Below are 15,239 nucleotides of genomic sequence, written 5' to 3'. Positions count from 1 at the left end.
ATGAGACGTCCTTCATGACTGAGCCACTGCGCATTGTTTTTGCCGGTACCCCGGAATTCGCCGCCGAACACCTCAAGGCCCTGCTGAGCAGCCCATACGAGATCGTCGCGGTCTACACCCAGCCGGATCGCCCGGCCGGCCGAGGGCAAAAACTCATGCCAAGCCCGGTCAAACAACTCGCCCTGGAAAATAATATCCAGGTGTTGCAGCCGCCGACCTTGCGCAATGCCGACGCCCAGGCGGAACTGGCCGCGCTGAAGCCGGACTTGATGGTGGTGGTCGCCTACGGTTTGATCCTCCCGCAAGCGGTGCTGGATATTCCGCGTCTGGGTTGCATCAACAGCCACGCGTCGTTGCTGCCACGCTGGCGCGGTGCGGCGCCGATCCAGCGCGCGGTTGAACACGGCGACGCCGAAAGCGGTGTAACGGTGATGCGCATGGAAGCCGGCCTCGACACCGGGCCGATGCTGCTCAAGGTCGTCACCCCGATCAGCGCCGATGACACTGGCGGCACCCTGCATGATCGCCTCGCCGAGATGGGGCCGCCCGCAGTGGTGCAGGCGATTGCCGGTCTGGCTGCCGGCACCCTGCAATGGGAGGTGCAGAATGACGAACTCGCTACTTACGCACACAAACTCAACAAAGACGAAGCACGCATCGACTGGAGCCGTCCGGCGGTGGAGCTGGAACGTCTGGTCCGCGCGTTCAACCCATGGCCCATCACCCACAGCACGCTCAATGGCGAAGCGTTGAAAGTGCTGGCCGCGACCGTGGCCGACGGCACTGGCGCTCCGGGTGAAATCCTCAGCGCCAGCAAGGACGGCCTGATTGTCGCCTGCGGTGCACAAGCGCTGTGCCTGACCCGCCTGCAATTGCCCGGCGGCAAGGCGCTGAACTTCAGCGACCTGTTCAACAGCCGCCGCGAGAAATTCGCCGTCGGCAGCGTGCTCGGCGCTGCGGTGGAGGCGCAATGAACCCGCGTCTGGCCGCCGCCAAGGCCCTCGCCGCCGTCCTCAGCGGCAAGGCTTCGCTGAACAGCTCCCTGCCGACGCAACTGGACAAGGTCGAGGATCGCGATCGCGGTTTCACTCAGGATCTGGCCTTCGGCACCGCACGCTGGCAGCCACGCCTGTCTGCACTGGCGGAAAAACTCCTGCAGAAACCTTTCAAAGCCGCCGACGCTGATGTCGAGGCGTTGCTGCTGGTTGGTCTGTATCAACTGCTCTACACCCGCGTACCGGCCCATGCCGCGATCGGCGAAACCGTCGGTTGTGCCGACAAGCTGAAAAAGCCCTGGGCCAAAGGTCTGCTCAACGCCGTGCTGCGCAATGCCCAGCGCGAAAGCGAGACGATCTTCGCCGAACTGGAGCGCGACCCGGTGGTGCGCACGGCTCATCCGCGCTGGCTGCAAAAATCCCTGAAGGCCTTCTGGCCGCAACAGTGGGAAGCCATCTGCGCAGCGAATAACGCGCATCCGCCAATGATCCTGCGGGTCAACCGTCGCCATCACAGTCGCGATGCTTATCTCGCGCTGCTGGGCGAAGCCGGGATCGCCGCGACGCCGTGCGTTTACAGCCGCGACGGCATCGTCCTCGAAGCCGCTGCCGACGTGCGCAGCCTGCCGGGTTTCGCCGAAGGCTGGATCAGCGTGCAGGACGAAGCCGCGCAACTGGCTGCCGACCTGCTTGATCTGGCGCCGGGGCAGCGGGTGCTCGACGCCTGCTGCGCCCCTGGCGGCAAGACCTGCCACATCCTCGAAGCCGAACCGGCGCTGGCCGGGGTGGTGGCGGTGGATCTGGAAGCCAAGCGTCTGCTGCGCGTAAAGGAAAACCTCGAGCGCCTCGGCCTCGACGCTGAACTGATCGCCGCCGACGGTCGCGATATCGACAAATGGTGGGACGGTAAACCGTTCCAGCGCATCCTCCTCGACGCGCCATGCTCGGCCACCGGGGTAATTCGTCGCCATCCGGACATCAAGCTGACCCGCCAGCCCGACGACATCGTCGCCCTCGCGCAACTGCAAGGCGAACTGCTCGACGCCATGTGGAAAACCCTCGAAGTCGGCGGCATCCTGCTCTACGCCACGTGCTCGACGCTGCCGACCGAAAACACCGAAGTCATCGCTGCGTTTCTCGAACGCACGCCCGGCGCGCGGGAACTGGATCTGGCCACCGCGGCCGGCATCAAGCAGCCCCATGGTCGCCAGTTGCTGGCCCAGCAGGGTGGGCATGACGGGTTCTACTACGCCAAGCTGATCAAGATCGCCGCTGCGCGCGGCTAAACGGATTCATGGAGTGACTGGATGAAAATCATCATCCTCGGTGCGGGACAGGTCGGCGGTTCGCTGGCCGAACATCTGGCCAGCGAGGCCAACGACATCACTGTGGTCGACACCGATGGCGAGCGCCTGCGCGACCTCGGCGACCGCCTCGACATCCGCACCGTGCAGGGCCGGGGCTCGCTGCCGTCGGTGCTGCGCCAGGCCGGTGCCGACGACGCCGACATGCTGGTCGCGGTGACCAACAGCGACGAAACCAACATGGTCGCCTGCCAGGTCGCCCACACGCTGTTCCACACGCCGACCAAGATCGCTCGCGTGCGCGAAGCGTCGTACCTCAATCGCGAGGAACAGCTGTTCCAGAACGAAGCGATTCCGGTCGACGTGCTGATCAGCCCCGAGCAGGTCGTGACCAATTACATCAAGCGCCTGATCCAGCACCCCGGCGCGTTGCAGGTGATCGACTTCGCCGAAGGCGCGGCGCAACTGGTAGCGGTGCGCGCCTACTACGGCGGGCCGCTGGTCGGCCAGCAACTGCGGCAGTTGCGCGAGCACATGCCGAACGTCGAAACCCGCGTGGCGGCGATCTTCCGCCGTGACCGGCCGATCCTGCCCCAGGGCGACACAGTGATCGAAGCCGATGACGAGGTGTTTTTCATCGCCGCCCGTGAGGACATTCGCGCGGTGATGAGCGAAATGCGCCGCCTCGACGAAACCTACAAACGCATCGTCATCGCCGGTGGCGGGCAGATCGGCGAGCGCCTGGCCGAGGCCATCGAAAGCCGTTATCAGGTGAAGATCATCGAGATGAGCCCGGCGCGTTGCCGCTACCTCTCTGACACCCTCGACAGCACCGTAGTGTTGCAAGGCAGTGCCTCGGACCGCGATCTGCTGCTGGAAGAGAACATCGCCGACGCCGATATCTTCCTCGCCCTGACCAACGATGACGAAGCCAACATCATGTCGTCGCTGCTGGCCAAACGGCTGGGGGCGAAGAAGGTCATGACGATCATCAACAACCCGGCCTACGTCGACCTGATCCAGGGCGGCGACATCGATATCGCCATCAGCCCGCAACTGGCGACCATCGGCACCTTGCTCGCCCATGTGCGCCGCGGCGATATCGTCAGCGTGCACTCACTGCGGCGCGGCGCGGCGGAAGCGATCGAGGCGATTGCCCACGGTGATGCGAAATCCAGCAAGGTCATCGGCAAGCCGATCGAGAAGATCGGCCTGCCGCCCGGCACCACCATCGGCGCGGTGATCCGCAATGAGAAAGTGATCATCGCCCACGACGACACGGTGATCGAAGCGGGCGACCACGTGATTCTGTTCCTTGTGGATAAAAAGCATATTCGCGATGTGGAGAAGCTGTTTCATGTGGGGTTGAGCTTTTTCTGACCTGATAACAACGTTTTGATCGTTCCCACGCTCTGCGTGGGAATGCAGCCCGGGACGCTCTGCGTCCCATAAGCGGACGCAGAGCGTCCATTGAGGCATTCCCACGCGGAGCGTGGGAACGATCACTCAAACGAGGCTGAATAAAATGCTCGAATCCCTGGAAAAAATGCTCGCCAAGGGTGTGGATAACGCTCTGTTGCGCTTCGGTCTGGGCAAGGGTTATCTGGACTTGGGTGAAAACGCCAAGGCTGCCGAGCATTTTCAGCGCTGCGTCGCATTCGATCCGAAATACTCGGCGGCGTGGAAGCTGCTGGGCAAGGCGCAGCTGGCGCTAGGCGATCACGCCGCTGCGCGCCAGGCCTGGGAACAAGGCCTGGAAGCGGCCCGCGCCCACGGTGACAAACAGGCGGAAAAGGAGATGACGGTGTTCCTGAAGAAGCTCGAGCGGCAGGCGCCTTGAGCTATAGACAGCACAAGGCGTCTCCAATGACCGTCATCAGATCGAAGCCGCTCAGTACCAGCGCGCCTCGCCCGGCGGACGCTTCTTGAAGCGCTTCATGCTCCACATGTACTGGCTCGGATACGCCGCGACGTAACGCTCGACCACTTTGCTCATGGCTGCGCAGGACTCCGCGGTATCGGTGCTGTACATGGCTTCTGGCGCGGCTTCGAGAATGACTTTGTAGCCCGAGCCGTCAGGCAGGCGCAGGGCGTGCAGGAATACACCCACCGCTTTGCCGCCGGCCAGCATGTTCGGCACGAATTTGCTGGTCAGTGCCTGAGTGGCAAAGAACGGCACGAAAATCCCTGCGGATTCGGCCGGTTCCGGGTCGGCGGGGATGCCCACGGCACCGCCCTTACGCACTTCCTTGATGACGCTGAGAATGCCTTCCTTGGTCGACGCCGCGACCTTGTTGCCCAGCTGCACACGCTGTTTGCGCAGCAATTCATCCACTGCCTTGAGCTTCGGCGGACGGTAGAAAATGATCGGTTTGCACTGGCTGCAATAGAAGTGGTTGAGCACTTCCCAGTTGCCGAGGTGGCTGGTGATGCCGACCACGCCTTTGCCCGAGGCCAGCGCGTCTTTCAACACATCGAGGCCTTCGACTTCACGGACCAGATCGATCGAGCGCTGCGCCGGCCAGATCCACGCGCAGGCGCTTTCGGTCAGTGACTTGCCGATGTCCTTCAGACTCTGACCGACCAGACGCTCGCGTTCGGCCGCATCCATCTGTGGAAAACATTTGGCGAGGTTGATCCGCACCACGTCGCGGGAACGGTTGGGGGTTTTCCACATGATCCAGCCGATCGCCGAACCCACGGCCTGCACGGCTCGCCATGGCAGCAGGGCAAACAGCCGCAGAGCGCCTACCAGCAAGGCGCCTTTAAACTTTTCCACAGGTCACTCCTGATCTTTGTGCTGTGCGCGAGGCGGGCATTCTAACCGGCGTTGGCGAGCTGCGCGTAGCGGTCGCAATCCTGGGTGTGGTCCATGACCATGCCCGAGGCCTGCATCAGCGCGTAGCAAATGGTCGGACCGACGAAGGTGAATCCGGCTTTTTTCAGCGCTTTGCTCATTGCCAGCGCTTCGGGGGTGATCGCCGGGACTTCGCTGCGATCCTTGAAATGATTGATGATCGGTTGGTCGCCCACGAATGACCAGAGCAACGCCACCGGATCCTCCAGCGCCAGCCACGCCTGGGCATTGCGCCGGGCGGCGTTGAGTTTCAGGCGATTGCGGATGATGCCCGGGTCGAGCATGAGCTCGTCGATTTCGGCGTCACTCATCTGCGCCACGCGCTGCACGTCAAAGCCGAACAGCACCTCGCGATAGCGCTCACGTTTGCGCAACACAGTGATCCACGACAGCCCGGCCTGGAACCCTTCGAGCAAAAGCAACTCGAACAAACCCTGCGCATCGCGCAGCGGCGTGCCCCACTCCTGATCGTGATAAGCCATGTACAACGGATCTTCGGTACACCAAAAGCAGCGTGGCATAAGGCTCCAGGGGGCGTGCGCAGCAACGAATCGGGTATACTCCCGCTCTTTAAATCGCAGCCCAAGAAACAGGTGAATTTCGTGAGCCAGCCTACGCCAGCCGTGCGTACCTTCCAAGACTTGATCCTCGCGCTCCAGCAATACTGGGCCGAGCAAGGTTGTGTGGTACTTCAGCCCTACGATATGGAAGTAGGCGCCGGCACTTTCCACACCGCGACCTTCCTGCGCGCCATCGGCCCGGAAACCTGGAACGCCGCGTACGTGCAGCCAAGCCGCCGTCCGACTGACGGCCGTTACGGCGAAAACCCGAACCGTCTGCAGCACTACTACCAGTTCCAGGTAGTCCTGAAGCCGAACCCGGACAACTTCCAGGAACTGTACCTGGGCTCGCTCAAGCATGTCGGCCTCGACCCGCTGGTGCACGACATCCGCTTCGTCGAAGACAACTGGGAATCGCCGACCCTCGGCGCCTGGGGTCTGGGCTGGGAAGTCTGGCTCAATGGCATGGAAGTCACCCAGTTCACCTACTTCCAGCAAGCGGGCGGCATCGAGTGCTACCCGGTGACCGGCGAGATCACCTACGGTCTCGAGCGTCTGGCGATGTACCTGCAAGGCGTCGATTCGGTCTACGACCTGGTCTGGGCTGACGGTCCGTTCGGCAAAGTCACCTATGGCGATGTGTTCCACCAGAACGAAGTGGAGCAGTCCACCTACAACTTCGAACACGCCAACGTCGACAAACTGTTCGAGTTGTTCGACTTCTATGAAAGCGAAGCCAAGCGCCTGATCGAACTCGACCAGCCGCTGCCGTTGCCGAGCTACGAAATGGTGCTGAAGGCGTCGCACACCTTCAACCTGCTGGATGCGCGCCGGGCGATCTCGGTGACTGCGCGTCAGCAATACATTCTGCGCGTACGCACCCTGGCGCGTTCCGTTGCGCAAGCCTACCTGCTGGCCCGCGCCAAGCTGGGCTTCCCGATGGCGACCCCGGACCTGCGTGATGAAGTACTGGCCAAGCTGGAGGCTGCACAATGAGTGCGCAAGATTTTCTGGTTGAACTGGGCACCGAAGAACTGCCACCCAAAGCCCTGAACACTTTGGCTGATGCGTTCCTCGCCGGTATCGACAAGGGCCTGCAAGCCGCCGGCCTGAGCTACGAAAGCAAAACCGTGTATGCCGCGCCACGTCGTCTGGCCGTGCTGATCACTGCGCTGGCTACTCAGCAGCCGGATCGCAGCATCAACCTCGATGGCCCGCCACGTCAGGCCGCGTTCGACGCTGACGGCAATCCGACTCAGGCCGCGCTCGGTTTCGCCAAGAAGTGCGGCGTCGAGCTGAGCGAAATCGACCAGAGCGGTCCGAAACTGCGCTACAGCCAGAACATCGCCGGCAAGCCGACTGCGAGCCTGCTGCCGACCATCGTCGAAGATTCGCTGAACGACCTGCCGATTCCGAAACGCATGCGTTGGGGTGCGCGCAAGGAAGAATTCGTGCGTCCGACCCAGTGGCTGGTGATGCTGCTCGGTGATCAGGTCATCGACTGCACGATCCTCGCGCAGAAGGCTGGCCGTGAATCCCGTGGTCACCGTTTCCACCATCCGCAAGCCGTACGCATCGGTTCGCCGTCGAGCTACCTCGCCGACCTGCGTGCCGCTTACGTATTGGCCGATGCCAACGAGCGTCGCGAGATCATCAGCAAGCGCACCGAAGAGTTGGCCACCCGTCAGGAAGGCACGGCGATCGTACCGCCGGCGCTGCTCGACGAAGTGACCGCGCTGGTCGAATGGCCGGTGCCGCTGGTGTGCTCGTTCGAGGAACGCTTCCTCGACGTGCCGCAGGAAGCGCTGATCACCACCATGCAGGACAACCAGAAGTACTTCTGCCTGCTGGATGCCGACGGCAAGTTGCTGCCACGTTTCATTACCGTGGCCAACATCGAAAGCAAAGACCCGCAGCAGATCATCGCCGGTAACGAGAAAGTGGTTCGCCCACGCCTGACCGACGCCGAGTTCTTCTTCAAGCAGGACAAGAAGCAGAAGCTCGAAGACTTCAACCTGCGCCTGCAGAACGTGGTGTTCCAGGAAAAACTCGGCAGCGTCTACGACAAGGCCGAGCGCGTATCGAAACTGGCCGCGTACATCGCCGCACGCATCGGCGGCAACGCCTCGTGGGCTGCCCGTGCGGGCCTGCTGTCGAAGTGCGACCTGGCCACCGAAATGGTCGGCGAGTTCCCGGAGATGCAAGGTGTCGCCGGTTACTACTACGCCCTCAATGACGGCGAGCCACAGGATGTCGCGCTGGCACTGAACGAGCAGTACATGCCACGCGGTGCCGGCGCCGAATTGCCAGCGACCCTGACCGGTGCAGCTGTCGCCATCGCCGACAAGCTCGACACTCTGGTCGGCATCTTCGGTATCGGCATGCTGCCAACCGGCAGCAAAGACCCTTATGCCCTGCGCCGTGCGGCACTGGGCGTGCTGCGGATCCTGATCGAGAAACAACTGGATCTGGACCTGAACGACGCCGTGGCTTTCGCGGTGAATGCGTTCGGCGGCAAGGTCAAGGCGGCCGGCCTCAACGAAGCCGTGCTGGAATTCATCTTCGACCGTCTGCGTGCGCGTTATGAAGATGAAGGCGTCGACGTCGCCACTTACCTGTCGGTACGTGCGCTCAAGCCAGGCTCGGCGCTGGACTTCGACCAGCGTGTGCAGGCGGTGCAGGCCTTCCGCAAACTGCCGGAAGCGGCAGCGCTGGCGGCGGTGAACAAGCGCGTATCGAACCTTTTGAGCAAAGTCGAAGGCTCGGTACCGACCGTGGTCGAGGCCAAGTATTTCGACAACGCCAACGAGTTCTCGCTGTATTCGGCAATCCAGCAAGCGGATCAAGCGGTTCAGCCAATGGCCGCGGCGCGTCAGTACAACGAATCGCTGGCACGCCTGGCGGCACTGCGCGAGCCGGTCGATGCGTTCTTCGACGCGGTGATGGTCAATGCCGACGACGCCAATGTGCGGGCCAACCGTTACGCGCTGCTGGCGCGTCTGCGTGGTCTGTTCCTCGGTGTTGCCGACATTTCGCTGCTGGGTTGAGGGATTGCTGTTGAAACTGCTGATTCTCGATCGTGACGGCGTGATCAATTACGACTCCGATGCCTACATCAAGTCGGTGGAGGAGTGGATTCCGTTGCCCGGCTCGATCGAAGCGATTGCGCAGTTGAGCAAGGCCGGCTGGACGGTGGCGGTGGCCACCAACCAGTCGGGCATTGCTCGCGGCTACTACGACCTCGCCACCCTCGAGGCCATGCACGCGCGCCTGCGCGAGCTGGTCGCGGAGCAGGGCGGCGAAGTCGGTCTGATCGTGTATTGCCCGCACGGCCCGGACGAAGGTTGCGATTGCCGCAAACCGAAACCGGGAATGCTGAAAGCCATTGCCGAGCATTACACGGTGCCGTTGACCAACGTCTGGTTCGTCGGCGACAGCCTTGGTGACCTGGAGGCCGCCAAAGCCGTCGATTCACAGCCAGTTTTGGTGAAGACCGGGAAAGGCGAAAAGACTCAGGGCAAAACCCTGCCGGTTGGCACTCTGATTTTTGACGATCTGGCGGCGATAGCCGCAGAACTTATCCACAACTAGAGTACTTCTGAAATTCCTGGCCAGGGATTGCTCGGGAGTGCGCTTGAACAGTCGGGCATTGCCCCGTAACGGTAACCGTCGCCATGTCGATACTGCGGGCCTTCAGAATCTTTCTTTTCTATCTGCTGCTGGGCACAACAGCGTTGCTGTGGTGCAGCCTGAGCTTTTTCATCGCGCCGTTTCTGTCCTTCAAGGCGCGCTATCGTTTCATCAACGTGTACTGGTGCCGTTGCGCCCTGTGGCTGACCAAGGTTTTCCTCGGTATCCGCTACGAAATCAAAGGCGCGGAAAACGTGCCGGACCGGCCCTGCGTGATTCAATCGAACCACCAGAGCACATGGGAGACGTTTTTTCTCTCCGCTTATTTCTCGCCATTGAGCCAAGTGCTCAAGCGCGAATTGCTTTACGTGCCGTTCTTCGGCTGGGCCATGGCCATGCTGCGCCCGATCGCCATCGACCGCGACAACCCGAAGGCCGCGCTCAAACAAGTCGCGGCCAAAGGCGACGAGCTGCTCAAGGACAACGTCTGGGTGCTGATCTTCCCCGAAGGCACACGAGTCCCCTACGGCACTGTCGGAAAATTCTCCCGCAGTGGCAGCGCATTGGCGGTGAATGCGGCGCTTCCGGTGCTGCCGATTGCACACAATGCCGGCAAATTCTGGCCAAAAATCGGCTGGGGCAAAAAGGCCGGAGTGATCACCGTGGTCATTGGCGAACCGATGTATGCCGAAGGCAGCGGGCCGCGCGCCATCGCTGATCTCAATGACCGTGTGCAGGCGTGGAACGAGAAGACCCAGCGCGATATGGGCTCGCTGCCACCGGCGCCACAGGCACCGGCCGCGAGTGATCAACTGGCTGTCTGAATTTTGTGGATAACCTGTGTACGCTTTTGCTTCAAAAGTCCGTGATCGTTTTGTAACTTATTGATTTTCATCGATATTTTTAAATCGACAAGTTGAACGAAATCCGTGCATAAGTTTTATTCGGATGTAAAAAAACCGGTCGTTATAGCCGGTTTTTTTGTGCCTCTTTTTCATTCAGAAATCAGCGGCAAATCGATGCGGAATGTGGTTCCCGCGTCGACCACGCTGCGACACTCGATTGTGCCGCCATGATGATCAATCACGGCTTTGACCATCGACAGACCCAGGCCCACACCGTCGATGCCCTGGGCGGAGGAGAAACGCCGATACTGGCTGAACAGGTCAGGCAATTCATCGGCGGCAATGCCCTTGCCCTGATCGGACAATTCGCAGCGCAGCCACTGCCCATCACAGCTGACCGTCAGTTGCACCGTGCTGTCTGCCGGGCTGTACTTGATCGCGTTTTCCAGCAGGTTGAACAGGGCGCGAGTCAGCAATCCCTGATCGGCCAGAATCAGCCGCTCCTGACATTCCTCATCAACTTCGTTGAGCAGCTCGATGCGTTTCTGCTGGGCGATGGGCAGGGCCTGATCGAGGACGTCCAATACCAGCATCGCGAACAATGTCGGGCGGAACTGATAGGTCTCGGACTCAGCCCGCGCCAACAAGACGAAACCATCGGTCAGATCCAGCGCGCGACGCACCTGACGCTCAATCTGCTCGAACAACGGCGCATCAGCGCCCGCTTGATGACGATGCACATCCAGCAGGGCGAGGATTGCCGAATGCGGCGCCCGCAGGTCGTGGGACAGAAAACGCAGCAGAACGCCGCGCTGCTCCTCGGCCGCACGCTCGGCACTCAAATCCGTCAGGCTGAGCAGCCAACCGATCGGCGTATCGCCGTCGACCGGCAGCAGCGCCGCTCTTTCCAGGCGCAGACTGCGCTCCTTGTGATCGCGAAATTCCAGCAGCGGCAGGGTGGCCAGCGGCGGTCGCGGCGCTGTGGATAATTCCGGATAGCCGAGCCGCGCCAGTTGCTCGAGTACGTCATCGCCCACCAGCGAATCTTCGAACAGTTCGCGCGCCTTGCGATTGCCCAGCAGAATCTTGCCCAGCGGATCACTGATCAGCGTCGCCACCGGCAGGTATTCCAGGCCATCGGCAATGAACCGCCGGGTGTCGCGGGTGCGGCTCATGGCTTGTTCGAGCGCCATGATCTGGCCCTGCAAACGGTCGGCACCGGTGAAGCGGGTCCGGCGGCGTTCTGGGAAGACTTTCGGTTCGCTGTCCAGACGTGCCAGCTCCCAGCCGAAATAGGTCAGCACCACGCTCAGGCGTCGCCAGTTCCAGATCAGGTAACCGAACAACATCCCCAGCGCTGCTGGCGTTGGCGACCACCAGTAGCGGACTTCGGCCAGGAGGGCGCTGGCGATCAGCGCACAGGCCATGCCGATCAAGGTGACCCACAGCGCCCAACGCGGACGCCACAGCAATAATCCCAGTACACCGGCGATCATCGCCACGGACAACAGCGCGCCGGGCGCTGGCGACGGATTATGCAGATTGATCTGGGCGCGATGAGACAACAAGGCAGTCAGCGGCAACAGCACTAGACTTATCCACAACCACTCGCGCACCAGCCGGCGGAACAGACGCTGGACCTGGCTCGGCTCACGACTTTCACGTCGGCGTTGAGTGTTATGCATGAGGCACAGGGCAGGGCAGTGGGAATGGTTTCATAGGTCTCGGGTCTGAGGCGTAGACCCGAAGAATCATAGCGGACGTCGACATCCGGCGGGCTGCTTCTTTCATCGCGGCCGCGGAGTCGCTATTGTCGACATCCCAGCCCCAGCGACAAGGAACACCGCCGATGCGCGTTGCCATTCTGGACGACGAACCTGCCGAACTGCGCCGGGTCGAGCAAACCCTGGAGCAAATGGCCGAAGCTGGCGAACAGCCGTGGTCACTGCACGGCTTCGAGCGCGGCGAAGACTTGTTGCGCCAGTTGCGTCGGGAGACTTTTGACCTGCTGATCCTCGATTGGCAACTTCCTGATCTCACGGGCCTGGCACTGCTGCGCTGGACCCGCGAACACATGGACGCGCCACCGGCAGCGATCATGCTCACCAGCCGCGACGGCGAGAGCGATATCGTTCAAGCCTTGAATGCCGGGGCCGACGATTATGTCAGCAAGCCGTTTCGCCCGAATGAGTTGAAGGCGAGGGTGGCAGCGGTATTGCGTCGGCATAGCCAACCGCGCAGCGCGGCGGGCGAAATACAGACGTTTCACGATCTGACTTTCGACGACGCCGAACTGACCGTCACCCGTGAAGGCAAACCGATCCTCATGACCGAACGCGAATACCGCTTGGCGCGCTGCCTGTTCAGCAACCTGGGTCGACCATTGTCGCGGGATTACCTGTACGAGCGCTTCTGGCCGAACGAAGAGACGACTTCCTCGCGGCCACTGGATACGCACATCTACCGATTGCGCAACAAGCTCGGGCTGACAGCGGATCGGGGTTGGCAGCTGCTGACGATTTATGGGTATGGGTATCGGTTGGAAAGTGTCGGCACTGGGAATGAGTGAGGCAAAAAAAACCCCGGCATTGGCCGGGGTTTTTCATGAGCGGATAGCAATCAGGATCAGAAATCCAGGTTGGAAACCGCCAGTGCGTTGCTCTCGATGAAGTCTCGGCGAGGTTCGACCGCATCACCCATCAGGGTGTTGAAGATCTGGTCTGCACCGATGGCGTCTTCGATGGTGACTTTCAGCATGCGCCGCACGCTTGGGTCCATGGTGGTTTCCCACAGCTGATCCGGGTTCATTTCGCCCAGACCTTTATAGCGCTGGATGGTGTGGCGCTTGGTGCTTTCGGCCATCAGCCAGTCGAGGGCTTCCTTGAACTCGGTAACGGCTTTCTTGCGCTCGCCACGCTGGATGTACGCGCCTTCGTCGAGCAGGGTGCTCAGCTGCGCGCCCAGGGTGACCACGGTTTTGTAGTCGTTACTGCCGAAGAAGTCGCGGTTGAAGGTGACGTAGTTCGACAGGCCGTGGGAGATCAGTTCGACCTCTGGCAGCCAGACGCCACGTTCACGGTCTTCGCGCAGACTGGCCTTGTAGACCAGGCCAGACTTCTCGTTGGTCCGCAGGCGGACTTCGTACTGGGCCAGCCACTCTTGCATCGCTGCGTGGTCGCCAAGGGTTTCCAGGCTGACGGCCGGCAGGTAGATGAAGTGCTCGGTCAGTTCCTGCGGGTACAGGCGCGACAGACGCTTGAGCGTCTTCATGACCATGCGGAAGTCATTCACCAGACGTTCCAGCGCTTCACCGGAAATGCCCGGGGCTTCTTCGTTCAGGTGCAGGCTGGCATCTTCCAGGGCCGACTGCGTCATGTACTCTTCCATGGCGTCGTCGTCTTTGATGTATTGCTCTTGCTTGCCTTTCTTGACCTTGTACAGCGGCGGCTGGGCAATGTAGATGTAGCCGCGCTCGATCAGCTCCGGCAGCTGACGGAAAAAGAAGGTCAGCAGCAGGGTGCGGATGTGCGAACCGTCGACATCAGCATCGGTCATGATGATGATGTTGTGATAGCGCAACTTGTCGATGTTGTACTCTTCGCGACCGATGCCACAGCCCAGCGCAGTGATCAGCGTGCCCACTTCCTGTGAAGAGATCATTTTGTCGAAACGAGCTTTCTCGACGTTGAGGATCTTGCCCTTCAACGGCAGGATCGCCTGGGTCTTGCGGTTACGTCCCTGCTTGGCAGAGCCGCCCGCGGAGTCACCCTCCACCAGGTACAGTTCGGACAGCGCCGGGTCTTTTTCCTGGCAGTCCGCGAGTTTGCCCGGCAGGCCGGCGATGTCCAGTGCACCTTTGCGGCGGGTCATCTCACGAGCCTTGCGCGCCGCTTCACGGGCACGGGCGGCGTCGATCATTTTGCCGACCACCAGCTTGGCTTCGTTGGGGTTTTCCAGGAGGAAGTCGGAGAAATACTTGCCCATCTCCTGTTCCACCGCGGTCTTAACTTCGGAAGACACCAGCTTGTCTTTGGTCTGCGAGCTGAACTTCGGATCCGGTACTTTCACCGAGATGATCGCGGTCAGGCCTTCACGGGCATCGTCACCGGTGGTGGCGACTTTGTGCTTCTTCGCCAGACCTTCCTGCTCGATGTAGTTGTTCAGGTTACGCGTCAGTGCCGAGCGGAAGCCCACCAGGTGGGTGCCGCCGTCGCGCTGCGGGATGTTGTTGGTGAAGCACAACAGGTTCTCGTTGAAGCTGTCGTTCCACTGCAGGGCGATTTCCACGCCGATGCCGTCTTCACGCTGGATGTTGAAGTGGAATACCTGGTTGACCGCAGTCTTGTTGGTGTTCAGGTATTCAACGAACGCACGCAGGCCACCTTCGTACTTGAACAGCTCTTCCTTGCCGCTGCGCTCGTCCTTGAGGACGATGCCGACACCGGAGTTGAGGAAGGACAGTTCACGAATGCGCTTGGCCAGGATGTCCCAGCTGAAGTGAATGTTCTTGAAGGTTTCGCTGGACGCCTTGAAGTGGATCTGGGTACCGGTGGTTTCGCTGTCGCCAACGATGGCCATCGGTGCCTGAGGCACGCCGTGGACGTAGGTCTGTTCCCAGATCTTGCCACTGCGACGAACGGTCAGGACCAGCTCTTCGGACAGTGCGTTCACTACCGAAACACCTACACCGTGCAGACCGCCGGAAACCTTGTAGGAGTTGTCGTCGAACTTACCGCCAGCGTGGAGGACGGTCATGATGACCTCAGCGGCAGAAACGCCTTCCTCTTTATGCACGTCTACCGGGATGCCACGACCGTTGTCTTTAACGGTGATGGACTCGTCCGGGTGGATGATGATGCTGATGTCGTCGCAATGGCCGGCGAGGGCTTCGTCGATCGAGTTGTCGACCACCTCGAACACCATGTGGTGCAGACCGCTGCCATCGTCGGTGTCACCAATGTACATACCGGGACGTTTGCGTACGGCATCCAGGCCTTTCAGCACTTTAATGCTCGTTGAGTCGTACGTATTTTCTTCGCTCAATGCCT

General features: G+C 61.1%; 13 protein-coding genes. 9 read left to right on the top strand and 4 right to left on the bottom strand.

What is annotated here, in order from left to right:
* The first annotated feature begins 14 nt into the window (after nt 1-14).
* From fmt to HU724_RS01065, 4 genes are all read left to right on the top strand, one after another.
* A complete protein-coding gene (gene fmt / locus HU724_RS01080; RefSeq protein WP_186568685.1) occupies nt 15-974 on the top strand; it encodes a methionyl-tRNA formyltransferase in 960 nt (319 codons plus the stop codon).
* Nucleotides 971-2,281, top strand: a complete 1,311-nt coding sequence (rsmB, locus tag HU724_RS01075) for a 16S rRNA (cytosine(967)-C(5))-methyltransferase RsmB (protein ID WP_186568687.1) — start codon at nt 971-973, stop codon at nt 2,279-2,281. The genes fmt and rsmB overlap by 4 nt, the downstream gene beginning before the upstream one ends.
* A 21-nt stretch (nt 2,282-2,302) precedes the next feature.
* Nucleotides 2,303-3,679: a Trk system potassium transporter TrkA gene (trkA, locus tag HU724_RS01070; protein WP_016772381.1), complete on the top strand. Its 1,377-nt coding sequence runs from the start codon at nt 2,303-2,305 to the stop codon at nt 3,677-3,679.
* Nucleotides 3,680-3,824: 145 nt separating this feature from the next.
* Nucleotides 3,825-4,139, top strand: coding sequence for a tetratricopeptide repeat protein (locus HU724_RS01065; protein WP_041476513.1), 315 nt, complete (start codon nt 3,825-3,827; stop codon nt 4,137-4,139).
* Between the two features lie 51 nt (nt 4,140-4,190).
* Here the strand turns inward: HU724_RS01065 and HU724_RS01060 are convergent, their stop codons facing one another.
* Entirely contained in the window at nt 4,191-5,078 is an 888-nt protein-coding gene (locus tag HU724_RS01060) for a lysophospholipid acyltransferase (RefSeq protein WP_024014955.1), read from the bottom strand.
* Between the two features lie 41 nt (nt 5,079-5,119).
* Complete coding sequence (locus HU724_RS01055) at nt 5,120-5,677, bottom strand: DNA-3-methyladenine glycosylase I (RefSeq protein ID WP_024014954.1); 558 nt, start codon at nt 5,675-5,677, stop codon at nt 5,120-5,122.
* Nucleotides 5,678-5,758: 81 nt separating this feature from the next.
* Here HU724_RS01055 and glyQ point away from each other — a divergent pair, with 81 nt between their 5' ends.
* The 4 genes from glyQ (at nt 5,759) to HU724_RS01035 (ending at nt 10,170) form a co-directional block, all read left to right on the top strand.
* On the top strand, nt 5,759-6,712 hold the full coding sequence (gene glyQ, locus HU724_RS01050) for a glycine--tRNA ligase subunit alpha (protein WP_003187265.1): 954 nt from the start codon (nt 5,759-5,761) through the stop codon (nt 6,710-6,712).
* Nucleotides 6,709-8,763 (top strand): glycine--tRNA ligase subunit beta, encoded by a 2,055-nt coding sequence (gene glyS, locus HU724_RS01045; protein WP_024014953.1) that lies wholly within the window; start codon nt 6,709-6,711, stop codon nt 8,761-8,763. The genes glyQ and glyS overlap by 4 nt, the downstream gene beginning before the upstream one ends.
* Nucleotides 8,764-8,767: 4 nt before the next feature.
* A complete protein-coding gene (gene gmhB, locus HU724_RS01040) occupies nt 8,768-9,307 on the top strand; it encodes a D-glycero-beta-D-manno-heptose 1,7-bisphosphate 7-phosphatase (RefSeq protein ID WP_162999871.1) in 540 nt (179 codons plus the stop codon).
* An 83-nt stretch (nt 9,308-9,390) separates the two neighbouring features.
* Nucleotides 9,391-10,170, top strand: coding sequence for a lysophospholipid acyltransferase family protein (locus HU724_RS01035; RefSeq protein ID WP_186568689.1), 780 nt, complete (start codon nt 9,391-9,393; stop codon nt 10,168-10,170).
* A gap of 170 nt (nt 10,171-10,340) precedes the next feature.
* Here the strand turns inward: HU724_RS01035 and HU724_RS01030 are convergent, their stop codons facing one another.
* The gene (locus HU724_RS01030) at nt 10,341-11,876 is read right to left on the bottom strand and encodes a sensor histidine kinase (protein WP_186568691.1); all 1,536 of its coding nucleotides are present in this window, start codon (nt 11,874-11,876) and stop codon (nt 10,341-10,343) included.
* 164 nt (nt 11,877-12,040) lie between these two features.
* Here HU724_RS01030 and HU724_RS01025 point away from each other — a divergent pair, with 164 nt between their 5' ends.
* Entirely contained in the window at nt 12,041-12,760 is a 720-nt protein-coding gene (locus HU724_RS01025; RefSeq protein WP_186568693.1) for a response regulator transcription factor, read from the top strand.
* 56 nt (nt 12,761-12,816) lie between these two features.
* Here the strand turns inward: HU724_RS01025 and gyrB are convergent, their stop codons facing one another.
* Nucleotides 12,817-15,234 (bottom strand): DNA topoisomerase (ATP-hydrolyzing) subunit B, encoded by a 2,418-nt coding sequence (gene gyrB, locus HU724_RS01020; protein ID WP_024014948.1) that lies wholly within the window; start codon nt 15,232-15,234, stop codon nt 12,817-12,819.
* Nucleotides 15,235-15,239: the final 5 nt, after the last annotated feature.

The sequence above is a fragment of the Pseudomonas iranensis genome, from assembly GCF_014268585.2.
Classification (GTDB): domain Bacteria; phylum Pseudomonadota; class Gammaproteobacteria; order Pseudomonadales; family Pseudomonadaceae; genus Aquipseudomonas; species Aquipseudomonas iranensis.
This window is presented reverse-complemented; position numbering and strand designations above follow the sequence as displayed.

Bases quoted from the DNA above. Each gene is read 5' to 3' on its own strand.
- rsmB (WP_186568687.1), top strand. From the start codon at position 971: ATGAACCCGCGTCTGGCCGCCGCCAAGGCCCTCGCCGCCGTCCTCAGC.
- HU724_RS01030 (WP_186568691.1), bottom strand. From the start codon at position 11,876: ATGCATAACACTCAACGCCGACGTGAAAGTCGTGAGCCGAGCCAGGTC.
- HU724_RS01025 (WP_186568693.1), top strand. From the start codon at position 12,041: ATGCGCGTTGCCATTCTGGACGACGAACCTGCCGAACTGCGCCGGGTC.
- glyS (WP_024014953.1), top strand. From the start codon at position 6,709: ATGAGTGCGCAAGATTTTCTGGTTGAACTGGGCACCGAAGAACTGCCA.
- HU724_RS01035 (WP_186568689.1), top strand. From the start codon at position 9,391: ATGTCGATACTGCGGGCCTTCAGAATCTTTCTTTTCTATCTGCTGCTG.
- fmt (WP_186568685.1), top strand. From the start codon at position 15: ATGACTGAGCCACTGCGCATTGTTTTTGCCGGTACCCCGGAATTCGCC.
- HU724_RS01065 (WP_041476513.1), top strand. From the start codon at position 3,825: ATGCTCGAATCCCTGGAAAAAATGCTCGCCAAGGGTGTGGATAACGCT.
- trkA (WP_016772381.1), top strand. From the start codon at position 2,303: ATGAAAATCATCATCCTCGGTGCGGGACAGGTCGGCGGTTCGCTGGCC.
- HU724_RS01055 (WP_024014954.1), bottom strand. From the start codon at position 5,677: ATGCCACGCTGCTTTTGGTGTACCGAAGATCCGTTGTACATGGCTTAT.